This window comes from Mesorhizobium sp. B2-4-3, assembly GCF_006442815.1.
Lineage (GTDB): Bacteria > Pseudomonadota > Alphaproteobacteria > Rhizobiales > Rhizobiaceae > Mesorhizobium.
The window spans coordinates 185,616-199,984 of sequence record NZ_VFVL01000004.1 but is presented as its reverse complement, the minus strand read 5'-3'; the positions used below and the strand labels follow the sequence as shown (position 1 = coordinate 199,984).

Below are 14,369 nucleotides of genomic sequence, written 5' to 3'. Positions count from 1 at the left end.
CATACGTCGGACAGGGCTTGCGCTCAGATGTTGCGACGGCGGCATCGACGGCCCTAGCTGACTACGGCGTCCGCAGCTGCTGCCCGACTGCGATTTGGATGCGGTTGTCGAGGAGAAATTTCGATCACCTAGCCATTTTCAGGTTTGCTGTCTGCGCGCATGGGCACCTCCCACCCAAGCGCGCGGACGGCGTTCCAAGGATCGGCCCGCAACCGCCAGTGCGCCCGGTCTCCTTACAGTTTGCCGGCTTATCCGATTTCGGCGTGTCAGGCGTGACTTTGGTCTTCCGTCCGTCACCCCGAGAATTCGGCAAGCCACCACAGAAGGAGACGACGCTTTGATCGAGCACGCACTTATCCTACAATTTCCGTCTAACGAGAGGCGGAATCGTATCATGGCTACAAACGGCGCGGATGACAGGAACCTGCCGCGCCTGGCGCGCATCGACCCGCGCCAGTTCGACCTGCTGTTCGGCGGCTGCAAGCTGGAACGCTATGCGGCCGGCCAGCATTTGTTCGTCCAGGAGGATGCGTCCGACCGCATCTATGGCGTGATGAGCGGCACCGTCGAGATTTCGATCTATTCGCCCGGCGGGCAGAAGCTGGTGGCCAACATCGAGCTGTCGCGCAGCCTCGTAGGAGAGATCGGAGCGCTGGACGGGCGCCCGCGCACGGCGACCGCCATCTGCCTCACGGCATGCGAGCTGGTTTCGCTGAGCCGGACACAACTCTTTGATCGCATTGAGAAAAACCCGCTTCTGGCCCGCGCGATGATCGAATTGCTGTGCACGCGGCTGCGCTGGGTCAGCGGCGAGCTGGGCGACCAAGCCTTTTTCGGCATCGAGGCCAGGCTGGCAAAGCGGCTGGTGTTCCTGAGCGGCGTCATGGCGGACACGGCCGGCTGGATTCCGATTTCGCAGTCGGAGCTCGGCGAATTCCTCGGCGCGACGCGCGAATCCGTCAACAAGACGCTGAACGACTGGCGCAGCCGGCAGATGATCGCCATCAGGCGCGGTGGCTTGCGCATCACCAACGCCGCCGCGCTGAACCAGATCGCCGATTCGCAGGACGACGACTGAGCAGGCTCGGCGACTTCGCCGTAGCAGGCTCGGCGGTTTCGCCACAGCTCCGTCGATTCGCCGCACCCGGTCAGAGCCGCGAGATCAGATAGCGCAGCGCCGAGCGGCTCGGCATGAAGAAATAGCCGCCGCCTTTGGTGGTGACGAACTGCGGCACATCCTTGAGCACGGTGACCTTTTCCCAGGATGGAATCGAGAACCGGCCGCCGCCGCCTCGCGCACCGATCGTCGGATCCGTCTCGCCGACAAGGCCCTGGAACGAGTTCGACGAGACCCAGGTCTGCTGGATGAACTCGTATTGGCGTTCGATATCGGCGTTGAGGCACATGAAGAGCAGGCCCTTCTCGGTCTTTCCGCCCCTGTCCTTCTTCTCGTAGGTGCGGCCGACGCGCAGGATGCGGTGGCGCTTGCCGATCCTGATCTGCGTCTCGCGGTCCTCGCCGAGCGAATCGCGCGGGTTGGACCGGCGTATGTGCGAGCCGAGCGGACAGGCATGTCCCTGCGGATCCTCGGCGCCGAGCGCGAAGTCATTGTCGATGCCGCGGCCCGGGCGCCCGTTCGGATTGCGCACCAGCGAGCTGCCGTCCTGCCAGCGGCCGAGCATCTTTGCCGCCACCCAGCGCTGATCGATGGCGGAGTCGCCGGTCTCATCGGCAGCCTGCGTCGCGGCTTTCCTGCAATAGTCGTCGAACAATTCGACATGCTGCTCGAACTGGCGCACGACGAGGAAGGTGCCGTTGCGGCCGAAATCGCGCGGTGGAGGTGGTTGCCCCGGCACCTGACGGTTGCGCCGCACTTGCGACAGGATGCCGGTTCGGTCCAGCGCCGCCTCCACCGACGGCGAAGCCGGATAGAAGCCATGCTCGTCGCGATAGCCGAACAGGAACTCGCCGGGCGCCAGCAGATGCATGGGCGCCGCTCCTTTGGCGGCGCGCTGCGTGCCCCGGACGATCGGCTGCGAGACGCCGTCGACGAAGCCGAAATGCTCGACCGCCCGCTTGCCGTCGCGCCGCACCATCAGCGGCAGTTCGGCGGCCACGGACATCCCTGCGCCTATCGTCTGTCGCTTCATGGCTGCGATTTCTGCCTTCAACGCCGCCGGCGTCCCGCCATAGCAGACGATGACGACGTCGACGGGCTTGGCGGACGACCCCCACTGCCATTTGTCGGGTGCGTCGGGACCGGTGTCGTTGAGGATGCGGCTGCGCTCGGGCGTTCCCATGCCTTGCCGGAAGGCGACAGGAAACGTGTCCAACGGCTCGTCGTCGACGCCGCCTTCCAGTCCGAGCCGGCGCAGCCCGTTGGGGCCGAACGCCACGGTCATGGCGCGGCCGGCGGGCACGCCGTCGCCGAAACTGGTTTTGTCGATGACGAAATCGAGCCACGCCTTGCGCTTCGTTGCCGGCAACCCTTCCGGCACCTGGATCGCAAGCATATGCGCGTGGCCGAGCGCGCCGAAGGGTCCGAAGAAGATGGATTGGATTTCCCCCGATTCCAGCTCTTCGAGCGGCGCGGACGCCGATTCAGGCAAGCTGGTCGCGTCCGCCGGCCGTGCTTGCGGGCGCGGCAGCGAACCGAACTGGCTCAGCCAGTCGCGCGCCTCGTTGCCGGTGGCCGATGCGATGCCGCGCCTGATCCTGGAGTTGATGCGGATGCGCGGTGTGTTGAGGTGCGGATAAGCGCTGTACCAGAACAGCGTCGGCACCTGCTGGCGCCGCGCCCAGCGCTTGAAACGGTCGCCGTCGCGCGCGCCGTCCAGGAACAGCCAGCGCGTGCGCGGATAGCCTTCGGTGTTGCTCCATACGCCGGTCAGGCCGGCCGAGGCCTTGGCGATGAAATCCTCCAGATAACTTTCCCAGCTGCCACCGTAATTGGAGAAGAACACCAGCCGGTCGGTGCCGGGCAGCAGCACCCAGCGGGCGAAATGAATGGTGTTGATGGTGGCGAGGAAGCCCGGCCTGAACACTTTCTGTGCCGATATCGAGATCAGGTAGAAGGAGAACCTTAGCGCCAGCCGCCGCAAGATGCCCGGCTTCATCGTCGAGATCGCGGTCAGGTTGTTCTGCGCGCAATGGTCCTCATTGGCGAGGATCTTTTCGAGTGCGCCGATGTCGACGGGCGTGTTCGCCGGCCGGTCCTTGTCCTCGAGCCGCCGCAGCGCAAGGAAGCAAAGGCCCACGAACAGGGCGAAAATGGCCAGCAGACCCAGCACCGTAAGCAGAAGCGCGGCGCCGGCGATAGCGATGTTGGCGAAGGTGATGCCATGCGGATTCCCGAACACCAGCACATAGGTCATGCGCCAAAAGGCCAGAATGACGATCGCGACAGTGGCGAACATCGCCGGCGTCAGCAGCGTCGTCGTCAGCGCGCGCGCCCAGTGGCCCGGCGGTCTTTCCAGCAGGCTTTCGGCGGGCTCGAACGCCCAGCCGAATTGCCCGAGGCAGCGGACATGCCGGCGCGCCTCGGCGAGCACATCCATCGCATTGCCGGCGCCCGCGCGCGGCTTCTCGACAATCTCGCGCACGCTGTCGGCGAGCCGCGCCTCGGCAAGGATGCGGCGTACGGAATGACCGGGCGTGCCGGAGAAAACCAGTCCCGCGGCGCTGCCGAAGGACGGCGATATCTCTATGTGATTCCTCTTGAGGAAATCCTCCAGCGAGCCACCGTCCGGCAGGCCGCAGACATCCCTGAAGATCGGCCGCAACCGGTGCCCGATCGATTGCGCGATGGCGGTAATGACATCGTCGGTGCTGCCGTCGCCGGAGATTTCGAACACCAGCGCGCCGGCCTCCATCCCCGTCTTTTCATCCTTGCCGGTCGGAGCGACGGCCAGGCTGGTGAAATGTATGGTGCCGACCTTGTCGAGCGCGGCGCTGAGCTCGCCGATCGCGGGATTGCCGAGGTCGGCGACCTTGTCGCGCACCGCGTCGAGCGGCATGGAGCGGGTGATCGGGCAGACAACCGTCACCATCGACTGGTCGGCTGCACGGCAAAGCGCCGAACGCTCGAAATCGACCTTGAGGCTTGCCGGGTAGGCGCCGACATTGACCATCTTGCCGGCCCTGCCCCGAACGCGGCCAAGCTTCGGTTTGCTGAACAGGGCGCGGATGCATTCGCCGATCTGGATGCGGGCGATCTCGGCGCCGATGCACAAATGGATGCCGTAGCCGAAAACCATGTAGTCGCGATGCGGGCGCGACGTATCGAACTCGTTCGGCCGCTGCACGATCTCCGGATCGAACATCGCTGAAAGCGTCGCCGGCATGACCACCGTTCCGGCCTTGACCAGGCGCTCGCGGCGCGTGCCCTTGCCGATGACGGCGTCACGCCTGGTATAGCGCCAGGGCCCGATCCAGATCGGCTTGAACCGCATGGCTTCCATGATCGCCCGGTCGAGCTTGCCGGTATCGCCGGCGGCAATGGCCTCATCTATGGCCTGCCGCGCATCGGATCGCGACAGGATCACATCCAGGCAGTTGCTGCCTGCAAGCACATTGGTCGGCACGAAGCCGGCGACCATGCCGAGCATGATGGAATGGATGTCGGGCAGCGACAGGCGCCCCTGATCCATCAGCGCTACGAGGCGGGCAAGCGGCCGGTCGTCCTTGCCCGCTCTTTCCCTGACCGCGGCGATCGAGCGGTTTATGACCTTGATCAGCCGATCGCCGCCGACCACGGCAAGCTGGCGCGTGGTGGGACTTGCCGTCGGATCGGAAAAGAACAGCGCGCTGAGCGCGATCGACCAGTCGGCGAACTCGGTTTCGTCGTCGATCTCGAGGCCGAAATAATCGCGGCAGATGCGCACCGGCACGATCTTCATCAATCCGGCGATGGCATCGAAGCCGGGGCTGGCGCGGGTCATGATGTCGTGCGAATGGCGCTCGGCGATCGGCCTGACGGCGGCTTCGACCTCCGCCGGCGGGAAAGCGCTCAGCACCGCCGATTTCATCTGCCGGTACGCGGCGCCGTCCTGCATGCCGAGAATGAAATTCGAGCCCCGGGCGAGCTCGGCCATTTCCGGCCCGTAGGGCGTTTCGAACTCGTCGCCCCGCTCCAATATGTCGCGGACATCCACGCCCTTGGTGACGAGCAGGAAGTTGCCGAAGCCGAGATTCGGCCAGAAACGGCGCAGCAGCGCCAAGAGCCAGCGTGGATCGCCAAGAAGAAAGCCGGCGATGCGGGAAGCAATGCCGCTCTTGGAACGCAGCCGGTCGATGTCGAACGGCGGCATCTCGGCGAGCGGACGCTGGCTCTTCTGAGCGGCGCGGACGGCGGCGAAGTATTTTAAAGTGATCATCGCGTTCAAGCCCCCCGGCTGTCCACGTCAATGCGATGCCGGCATTGTCTGGCCTAGGTTTGCATCGGTCCGGCGTATGTGAATTCGTTCACAGTCATTTGTTGTCGGCCCCGGCGATCATGCGGCAGACTTGGCTCGATCGAAATTACCGATCAGGAAATTGTTCTTGGCCGGGTCGACGAACGGTATCCAGCGTATCCTCTGCTCGGAAAAATCGGGGTGCCTGGTCATGAAAATCGCGAGTTCATGCGCCGCCTCGTCGCGCCGCCCGCTTCGCATCAGGGCGCCAATCTTCAGGAATCTCGCGTAAAAGTAACCTGGCGACAGGTTGAGCGAGCGCTCGGCGGTGGCGATCGCGGCCTGCCAGTCCTCGACGAAGCAATAGGCCGCGGCCAGTTCCCCCAGATTGTGGAAGCGATAGAGGTCGAACGGGCTCAACCGCTCGGTGTCGAGGAAGAACGGTATCGCGCCGGTCGCGTCGCCAAGCAAAAGGTACGCGCTGCCCATGGCCGAGCGGGCGAAGGCGAAGCTCGGATTGATGTGGATCGCTTCGGCAAGATGCTCGGCCGCCAATGCCGGAAGGCCACGCATGATGTCGGCCGCGCCGAGATAGGCATGCGGACGAGCATCGAGGCTGTCCATCAGAAGCGCCTTGCGCGCAAGCGTCTCGACTTTCTCAAGATCGTCGCTGTCGCCGAAACGCAGCCAGGCCCGCCAGAAATACCACCATGCGAGCTCGTTGAGCACGGCGCTCGAATTCGGATCGTCCCGGTAACCCTTGTCGAAGAAGTCGAGGGCGATTTCGGTGTCGCGCCGCGTGCGCCTGTTCATGTGCCAACGGCCGCGCCTGACCAGCTGCCAGGTTTCGAGGCTTTCCCACGGCACCTGGAACGTGCGCGCCTGCTCGGCGCGATCGACCTCCTTGTCGAGGATGGAAACGATCTCGCTGCCGATCTGGTCGCGCAGGTTGAAGATATCGACGAGATCGCGGTCGAAACGTTGCGACCACACCAGGCGCCCGTTCGAGGTGTCGGTGAGCGACGCGTTGAGACGAATCTGCCTGTCGGAGCGCGCCAGCGTGCCGCTGACGATGTAGCGCGCGCCTAGCGCGTTGCCGATGAGCCTCGTGCCGAGGCTGTCGTCGCGAAACTGGAAGCTCGAGCCCTTGGCGATGACAGAGAGCCAGCGCGTGTTGGAAAGACCGTAGATGATGTCCTCGGCGATACCGTCGGCCATATAGCCGGCATCGGGTTCGCCTCCGTTGCCCTGGAACGGCAGCACGGCGATTGCCGGGGGGCCCTTCGGGGCCGGCCTATAATGGCCCGGCGCGGCGGGGATGGAAGCGAAGGAAACCGCCGGAGCAGGTCCGTTGCCGCCACGACCGGCGATCAGCACATGCACCGGCAGGGCGATGTTCTTCAGGCTGAATTCGCCGAGATCGGTGAAGACCGCCGCCGTCTTGTCCTTCACGTGATGCCATGTCGTCGCCGAGATGGCGACGCCGTCATGCGGCGCGAATTCCTGAAGCCTGGCTGCGATATTCACGTCGTCGCCATAGAGACGGCCTTCCCGGACGATGACGTCGCCGGTATTGATCCCGGCGCGAAACGGCATGCGCATGTTCTCGGCGACTGCAGCGTTCAGCGCCACGATCCTGGCCTGGAAATCGAAGGCCGCCCGCAAGGCTTCGATCGGGTTGCCGAATTCGGCCATGATGCTGTCGCCGGCATCGCCGAACGTGCGCCCGCCAAATGCGCCGCAACTGCCGGCAATGATGTCGCGCCTTTCCTCGAAGGCGGCGACAGCCGACTCGTCGTCGATGCCCATAAGCCTCGAGAACCCTACGGCGTCGATCGAAATGATTGTCGCAAGCTGACGGGTATAGTTCCGTTCAGCCATGATCGAGCCCCCAGTCCCTGCTTTCAGTCCAGACAGGTGACCTGCGCTCTAAAGAAACGCGTCGCCGTCTGCCGACGGAAATCCTCGGCAGGCCCGGCGCACTGTTGCCACCCTGTTATGACCGGAATTCTATCAGGGTCTTGCCGAAAGCTCTACCACGAACAGCTAATATGACGAACTCTGGGTCCAGCGCATAGTTAGTCGTTCCTTACGTCAGGAGGCACATCCGAATCGTAACTTTACCATTTGAAATTATTTCCTTTTTCTCTGCCAGATAACGCTGGCCTTGCTCCTGCCGGCAAGGATAGGTCGTATCGAGGCATGCGCTGCAAAAATCCGTTATTGTGGCGCTGCGGAACCAACCCGCCTTGTGCGAGTTTCTGACGGCACTTACGCCGACGAGATTTGAGGGCTCTCATGCGCACTGTTGTTTTAGCAACCGGCATCGCTTTCCTGCTTATCAGTGGACAAGCCTTCGCGGCAGACGACCAGCCACTGCCGCCGCAAAATGCAAAGAAGCTCTCGGAGATCGTCGCCAAGGTCGAGCACCGCACCGACTTCCGCTATGTGAAGGAGGTCGATTGGGATAGCGACGGCTACACCGTCACCTACTACACCACGGACAAGGCCAAGGTCCAAATCACCTACGATCCCGTGACCGGCGAACCCAAATAGGCCTCGTTCGGTTGCCTGCCTCCGCCATTTCGCGGTGCCTGCGTTCGGCATAGACTTGATCGTCGAAACAGGCCGGACCGGAGGACAGACATGCGGCTTCTCATCTGCGCTAACGCCCTGCTGGTAGTCGCATCGATATTTGCGACATCGGGCCAGGCGCTCGCGGATGGCCCCTCTTTCGACTGCCGAAAGGCGCGGTTGCCAACCGAGAAGGCGATTTGCGCCGACCCGCAAATGTCAGCCATCGATGCTTTGGTCACCAAGGCCTATGCCGGTTTCGAACCCGCCTTCGGCGGCGACAAACGCGGGATCGCCAGGAAACTGGTCGCCGATCGGAATGCCTGCAAGACGGACGCAGCCTGCATCGTCAGCGCGCAGAACAATGCGCTGCAGACTTACGGCAACGCACCGCAATGGGTGCAGGACTACAATATCGCGCTCATCGGCAAGAAGGCGCTCGACTTTGCTGCAAGGACGCCGAAGCCGACCGATCAGCCCCTGCCCGTTTCGATCGGAAAATGCGGCTTCACCCATATCGCGGCGCTGACGACGAGGCTGGGTGACGACCCGCTGGAAACCGCCAGCCCGGACGCCGGCAGCGCGGCGCGATTTACCAATGGCGGCACGGCGGTCTCCTATGACCGCGAACCGGGACTGGCGAGTTCCAAGGTCGGCGATCCGGTCGTCACGTGCCTGATGGCGATCCCGCGCGACTGTCCGAAAGACGATCTGCGCGGCAGGGTCTACTACGCCGTCGACCTCGCCGCCAAAGGCACATGGGCCCTGCCCGACTCCCAGCATCTGTGCGGCGGCGCCTGAGAACCCTGACGCCGCGTCGCGGAACCAGCGCTATGGACGCCCTTGCATCGGCAAAACTTTGGTGGCTGACTGCGCCATGATTGCGGGCACGGGGGTGCATGGCAATGATCGGCTACGTCCTGAAACGCATCCTGATGGTGCTTGTCGGCTATCTGGTCGCGGTGCTTGTCGGGTTGATCGCAGTGGCGGTGATCTACGCGATACTGAGCTCGCTGCCCAACGCGCCGGGTTACTTCGAGCTTATGGCGTTCACACCCGTCGCCGCGCTGGTGGTGCCGCCGCTCGGCATGTTCATCTACTTTCTGACGATCATCCTGACGGCGATGCAGACGCTGCTCTTCGCCCTGATCGCCGAGTTCCTTTCGCTGCGAAGCTTTTGGCTGCATATCCTGTTCGGCGCTGCTGCCGCGGCTGCCGGTTTCATGCTGATCTGGCCGGACGCCGCCGATGATCCGGAACGCTGGGCCGACATGGGCATTATTGCCGCCGCCGGCCTCGTGGCCGGGCTGGTCTACTGGCTTATCGCCGGGCGCGAAGCCGGCTTCCGCCGGCCGCTCATCAAAGCACTTCCAGGAAACGTGTGAAGCGGTCAGGTTCGGCAGCTTCGCCGTGGCCTTCCGTCCGGAATTGCTTGAAAGCAGACAGCGCTCAGCTTGACGGCGTGCGCACCGCTTCGGTCGCGTCGAGCGCCTGCATCAGCTTGGAATCGCGGTCGTAGACGTCGTCGAAATACTCGACCTTGCCGGACATGTCCGGCCATGCGGTGAAATAGGCGACATAGACCGGAATGACACGCGTGACGTTCTCGGTCGAATGCCCATGCTTCAGCTTCTCGGCGATATCGTCGACGGTGGTGCCGAGCACGGCGGCGGCCATGCCGCGCGGATCCTGCAACCGCACGCAGCCATGGCTGAGCGCGCGCATGTCGCGTGCGAAGAACGACTTCTGCGGCGTGTCGTGCATGTAGATGGCATGCTTGTTGGGGAACAGGATCTTCAATTCGCCCAAGGCATTCGCTTCGCTCGGCTGCTGCCGCACGCTGAAGGGGATGTTGGCGCCATAGGCACCCCAATTGACCGCCGAGGACGGGATGCGCTTGCCGCGAGAATCCGTCACCTCATAGCCGGCGCGGTCGAGATAGCCCGGGTCGCCGCGCAGCCTCGGCAGCATCTCGTTGACGATAATCGACTGCGGCACGCCCCAATAGGGATGGAAGTCGACCTGCTTGATCTGGTTGTAGAAGAAGGCGGTCTGGTTGGTCACCCGGCCGATGACCGCGCGGGTCTTCAGCTTCTCCTCGCCATTGTCGATATAGCTGGCGGTAAAGGCCGGCTGGTTGATGAAGACGCGCGGGCTGCCGAGATCCGACGGCATCCAGCGCAGCTCCTCGAGCGCCACCTTGACCTTCTCGATCTTGTCGGCCTTCGAGGCGCCGGCCAGTGAGGCCACGGTGCGCGGGCCGATGACGCCGTCGCCCTTCATGCCGGCGCGCTGCTGCACGACCTTGATCACCGGCACCAGCTCGGGATCGTAGAACTCGCTCTTGCCCAGCCTGGCGAGCACCTCGCCATAGTTGCCGCCCATCTCATCGTCGAGATTGCGGGAAATCAGCGTCAGCAACTTCGGCAGTTCCGGGCTGCTTTCGCCGGGCTTGAGCAGGAGCTTGGGATCGACGACGATCTCGTTTTCCTCGCTCGCCTCGAGTGCTTCCAATTCGACGCGCAGCGACTGGTACTCGGCATTCTGCGGGTGGCGCGATTCGAGATAGGTGCGGACCTCCTGGGTATGCGCCAGCGTCTTCAGCGCGCCTTCGAGATCGAACGGCTTGGCCGGGAAATCGTAGTAACCGGTCATCCGGTTGGGGTCGACGCGGCCACTTTGGGCATCTTGCGCATAGCGCAGCACGCGCGCCGACAGCGCCATCTCGAAGCGGGCCAGTTCCTTGGTCCGCTCTTCAGGCGTAGCGGAAGTCGCGGCAGCCGGAACATCGACGGAATAATCGGCAGGCGTCAGGCCGTAGCTTGCCGCCTCGCCCAGGACGCGCACCGCATCCTGCGCTCGGCTGTTGGGGACGTTGTCGCTCACCCAGATGAAATCCGGATTGGCCGAATAATAGGCGATCAGCGCCTTGGCGATATCCGGCTCGGCAAACAGCTCGTAATCACTCAAGCCTGCGATGGCGTCGCGGAAGCTATTGCCCGTCACCGACGGGACAAAGGCGGCGTCCTGCGCGGTCGCCGGCTGCGGTGTCGGCAGCAGCGACTTGAAATCGATCCGCACGAGCTTGTCGGCCCTGTAGGTGCTGTAGGTCGGGCTGCTGATTCTGACACTGCCACCGCCCTCTCCCGCTGATGCTGCCGGCCGTATCTTGCGTGGCTTCGGCGGCGGCGGAAATTCACCTTGCGGGTTATGCCGGATACCGCCGCCGAACAGCATGTCGAACAGCCCTTGCGCGCTTGCCGGCTGCTGTCCGAAGGCCAGGGTCGCCGCGATGGCGATCGGCAGGACGGTTTTCGTGTTCCCGAGGATTTTCATGCTTCACCCGCACCGGTTGTAACCGGTTCCCGTTCCGCGCCGCTGGACGGTCCCGCCCTCCGCATGGCGGATGTATGACGTGACTATACCGATTCATACCGATTTCGTTAAGCTTCCATAAATTTTCGCGGCCGTGTTGCAGAACAGTTTCACATCATTGTGAGACCCGAGGCAGCGATTTGCCCCGGGCCTCACGTCCTCGCGAAGGCGCAGAAAACAATCAGGCGTTGGCGCCGCCGTCGATGGTCAACGAGGCTCCCGTGACGAAGCGGCCTTCGGGGCTAGCCAGCCAAGCCACCATTCCCGCGATCTCCTCGGCCTCGCCGAAGCGCGGCGTCGCCATCTTCCGGCGCTGGTGCTCCGCATGCGGCCCGTTGGCGGGGTTCATGTCGGTGTCGGTGGAACCTGGATGCACGATGTTGGCGGTGATGCCGCGAGGGCCGAGGTCGCGCGCGAGCGCCTTCGTCAACCCGATCAGCGCCGCCTTGCTGGTCGAATAGGCGCTGAGCCCGGTATCCGTCACGCGTTCGGCCAGATTGCTGCCGATCGAGATGATCCTGCCGCCGTCCACCATGTACCGGGAAGCGGCCTTGGATGCGACGAAAGGCGCCCGCAGATTGACCTCCATGCTCTCGTCGAAATCGGCGAGCGAAAGGGCATCGATCGGCGCGGCGCGCCATATGCCGGCGCTGTTGACCAGGATGTCGAGCCGCCCAAACGTGTCCATCGCCTGGTCGACGGCGCGCTCGATCGCCAAGGCATCGCGGCTATCGGCCTTGATGGCGACGGCACGTTCGCCTGCCGCCGCGATCTCATCGGCGACAGCCTGCGCCTGCGCCTCGCCATTCACATAGGTCAAAGCAACGCTCGCGCCCTCACGCGCCAGCCTTTTGGCGATTGCCGCGCCAATACCGCGGCTGCCGCCGGTCACTAATGCGGTCTTGCCGCGCAGTTGGTTGGAAGACATCGAATTCTCCTTTATGTAGCGATCGATACATAAATACCTGTCAAGCTTGCCCGGCGCCGTCAAGTGAATTATGTATCGATCGACACAGAAAGAAGAAGGACGTCATGTCGGACAGAGGCCGCCCACGCAGCTTTGATCGAGCCGCAGCCTTGCATCGGGCGATGGAAGTTTTCTGGGCCAAGGGCTATGAGGGCGCATCGCTCAGCGACCTGACCGCGGCCATGGGCATCAACTCGCCAAGCCTCTACGTCGCCTTCGGCAGCAAAGAGGCGCTCTTCCTCGAAGCAACCGACCTCTACACACGCAGCGAGGGCACCGATATCTGGTCGACGCTCGAAGAAGCCCCGACCGCGCGGCTGGCCATCGAGGGATTTTTGACCGAGACGGCCAAGGCCTATTCGCAGACCGACCGGCCGCAAGGTTGTCTTATCGCGCTCGGAGCCTTGCATCAAGATTCGACGCAAGGGCTCATCTGCCAGGATCTGCGCCGCCGCCGCGCCGAAAACCAGACGGCGCTCGAAACGCGTCTGAAGCGGGCCGTGGCTGAAGGCGAGTTGCCGGCCGACTTCGATTGCCAGGCCGCTGCCACCTTCTTCGCCACCGTACAGCATGGCATGTCCATCCAGGCGCGCGACGGCGCGACCCATGCCGCCCTGATGGCGACCGTCGCCGGCGCCATGGCAGCGTGGACGACGATGGCCGGTGCCAGAGCATGATCCCGAAAAGTGGGAACCGGAGAAAGATCATGCTCCAACAAAGAGTTAGATCGTGATGGCGATTCAACGAACGCCATCACGATCTAACGCCTGCCCCCGTGACAAACGCAAGGCTTTGTGATCGAAATTTCGGCGGCCGCGGCAAGCGTGGCCGGGAGGATTTACCGTGAAGAAAGGTTATCGCCAGCTGCTCGACGAGGCGAATGCCGAGATCGAAGTGGTTTCGCCGGAAGAGGCAGCGGGGCTGCTGGAGGACGACGATACCATCTTCGTCGATCTGCGCGATCCGCGCGAGGTCGAGCGCGACGGCAAGATCCCCGGCGCCAAGCACGTGACGCGCGGCATGCTGGAATTCTGGATCGATCCCGAAAGCCCCTATCACAAGCCGTTCTTCGCCAGCGGAAAGACCTTCGTCTTCTTCTGCGCCGGCGGCTGGCGCTCGGCCTTGGCCACCAAGACGGCGCAGGACATGGGCCTGACGCCAGTCAAGCACATCCTCGGCGGCTACACCGCCTGGAAAGCCGCCGGCCTGCCGATCGAGCCGGGGCAGAAAAAGAAGGCAGACTGATTGCAGTTTTCCGCAACGTCTGGAATCGATCGATGGTTTTCTGGATAGCGAGTGCGGTCGGATTGGCGGTCGCCTATCTGCTCGGCTCCACGCCCACCGGCTACCTGGCCGGCAGACTGCTCAAGGGCATCGACATACGCGAGCACGGCTCCAGATCCACCGGCGCAACCAATGTGCTCAGAACCTTGGGCAAGTGGCCGGCATTGGCGGTTCTGCTTGTCGATGTGCTGAAAGGCGTGGCGGCGGTCGTCTTTGTCCGCTGGTTTTATCCCTGGTGCTACGCGATATCGTCCGCCACGCCACCGACGGCGCTTGTACTGCAGACCTTGGCACCCTGGCTCGTTTGCCTGGCCGGACTTGCCGTGCTGCTGGGGCACGGCCGGTCGATCTGGCTGAATTTCGCGGGCGGAAAATCCGCCGCGACGGGACTTGGCGTGCTGCTGGCGATGTCGTGGCCTGTAGGATTGGGTGCCGTCACGGCATTTGCGGTCACCCTCGCTCTTTTCCGGATCGTTTCCCTGAGCTCGATGCTGGCGGCGCTGACGTCGGTCGCGCTTGTCTGCGGCTTGGAGCAACCATTGCCTTATCGGTTGCTGGTGATCGCGGGCAGCCTCTACGTGATCCTGCGCCACCGCGCCAACATTCAGCGGCTGCTGGCGGGAACGGAGCCACGCCTTGGCGGCGGCGGCCCGGGACCGAACGCAGGCCCGCAAATCCCCTAGTGGATGTCGCCCAGAAGTGTGCAGCGGTTCTGGGACAACGACATGCATCAAAACAAAGACCTAAAGCGCGTCGCCTGAATCCGTTTCAGCGCG

General features: G+C 63.6%; 11 protein-coding genes. 7 read left to right on the top strand and 4 right to left on the bottom strand.

Going from position 1 to position 14,369, the window contains the following annotated elements:
* Positions 1-394 precede the first annotated feature (394 nt).
* A complete protein-coding gene (locus tag FJ956_RS06565) occupies positions 395-1,078 on the top strand; it encodes a Crp/Fnr family transcriptional regulator (RefSeq protein WP_140672933.1) in 684 nt (227 codons plus the stop codon).
* Positions 1,079-1,148: 70 nt separating this feature from the next.
* Here the strand turns inward: FJ956_RS06565 and FJ956_RS06560 are convergent, their stop codons facing one another.
* Complete coding sequence (locus tag FJ956_RS06560) at positions 1,149-5,375, bottom strand: cytochrome P450 (RefSeq protein WP_140672932.1); 4,227 nt, start codon at positions 5,373-5,375, stop codon at positions 1,149-1,151.
* Between the two features lie 117 nt (positions 5,376-5,492).
* The gene (locus tag FJ956_RS06555; protein ID WP_140672931.1) at positions 5,493-7,274 is read right to left on the bottom strand and encodes an adenylate/guanylate cyclase domain-containing protein; all 1,782 of its coding nucleotides are present in this window, start codon (positions 7,272-7,274) and stop codon (positions 5,493-5,495) included.
* A 417-nt stretch (positions 7,275-7,691) separates the two neighbouring features.
* Between FJ956_RS06555 and FJ956_RS06550 the strand changes: the two genes are divergently transcribed.
* The 3 genes from FJ956_RS06550 (at position 7,692) to FJ956_RS06540 (ending at position 9,352) form a co-directional block, all read left to right on the top strand.
* A complete protein-coding gene (locus FJ956_RS06550; RefSeq protein ID WP_140672930.1) occupies positions 7,692-7,949 on the top strand; it encodes a PepSY domain-containing protein in 258 nt (85 codons plus the stop codon).
* 234 nt (positions 7,950-8,183) lie between these two features.
* Complete coding sequence (locus tag FJ956_RS06545) at positions 8,184-8,768, top strand: hypothetical protein (RefSeq protein WP_246671966.1); 585 nt, start codon at positions 8,184-8,186, stop codon at positions 8,766-8,768.
* Positions 8,769-8,866: 98 nt separating this feature from the next.
* Positions 8,867-9,352, top strand: coding sequence for a hypothetical protein (locus tag FJ956_RS06540; protein WP_140672929.1), 486 nt, complete (start codon positions 8,867-8,869; stop codon positions 9,350-9,352).
* 64 nt (positions 9,353-9,416) lie between these two features.
* Here the strand turns inward: FJ956_RS06540 and FJ956_RS06535 are convergent, their stop codons facing one another.
* Entirely contained in the window at positions 9,417-11,303 is a 1,887-nt protein-coding gene (locus FJ956_RS06535) for a murein L,D-transpeptidase (RefSeq protein WP_140672928.1), read from the bottom strand.
* Positions 11,304-11,523: 220 nt separating this feature from the next.
* Positions 11,524-12,270: a 3-oxoacyl-ACP reductase family protein gene (locus tag FJ956_RS06530; protein WP_140672927.1), complete on the bottom strand. Its 747-nt coding sequence runs from the start codon at positions 12,268-12,270 to the stop codon at positions 11,524-11,526.
* 104 nt (positions 12,271-12,374) lie between these two features.
* Between FJ956_RS06530 and FJ956_RS06525 the strand changes: the two genes are divergently transcribed.
* The 3 genes from FJ956_RS06525 to plsY all read left to right on the top strand — a co-directional run bounded on the left by FJ956_RS06525 (position 12,375) and on the right by plsY (position 14,276).
* Positions 12,375-12,986, top strand: coding sequence for a TetR/AcrR family transcriptional regulator (locus tag FJ956_RS06525; protein ID WP_140672926.1), 612 nt, complete (start codon positions 12,375-12,377; stop codon positions 12,984-12,986).
* Positions 12,987-13,152: 166 nt separating this feature from the next.
* Positions 13,153-13,554: a rhodanese-like domain-containing protein gene (locus tag FJ956_RS06520; protein WP_140672925.1), complete on the top strand. Its 402-nt coding sequence runs from the start codon at positions 13,153-13,155 to the stop codon at positions 13,552-13,554.
* 32 nt (positions 13,555-13,586) lie between these two features.
* The gene (gene plsY / locus FJ956_RS06515) at positions 13,587-14,276 is read left to right on the top strand and encodes a glycerol-3-phosphate 1-O-acyltransferase PlsY (RefSeq protein WP_140672924.1); all 690 of its coding nucleotides are present in this window, start codon (positions 13,587-13,589) and stop codon (positions 14,274-14,276) included.
* Positions 14,277-14,369: the final 93 nt, after the last annotated feature.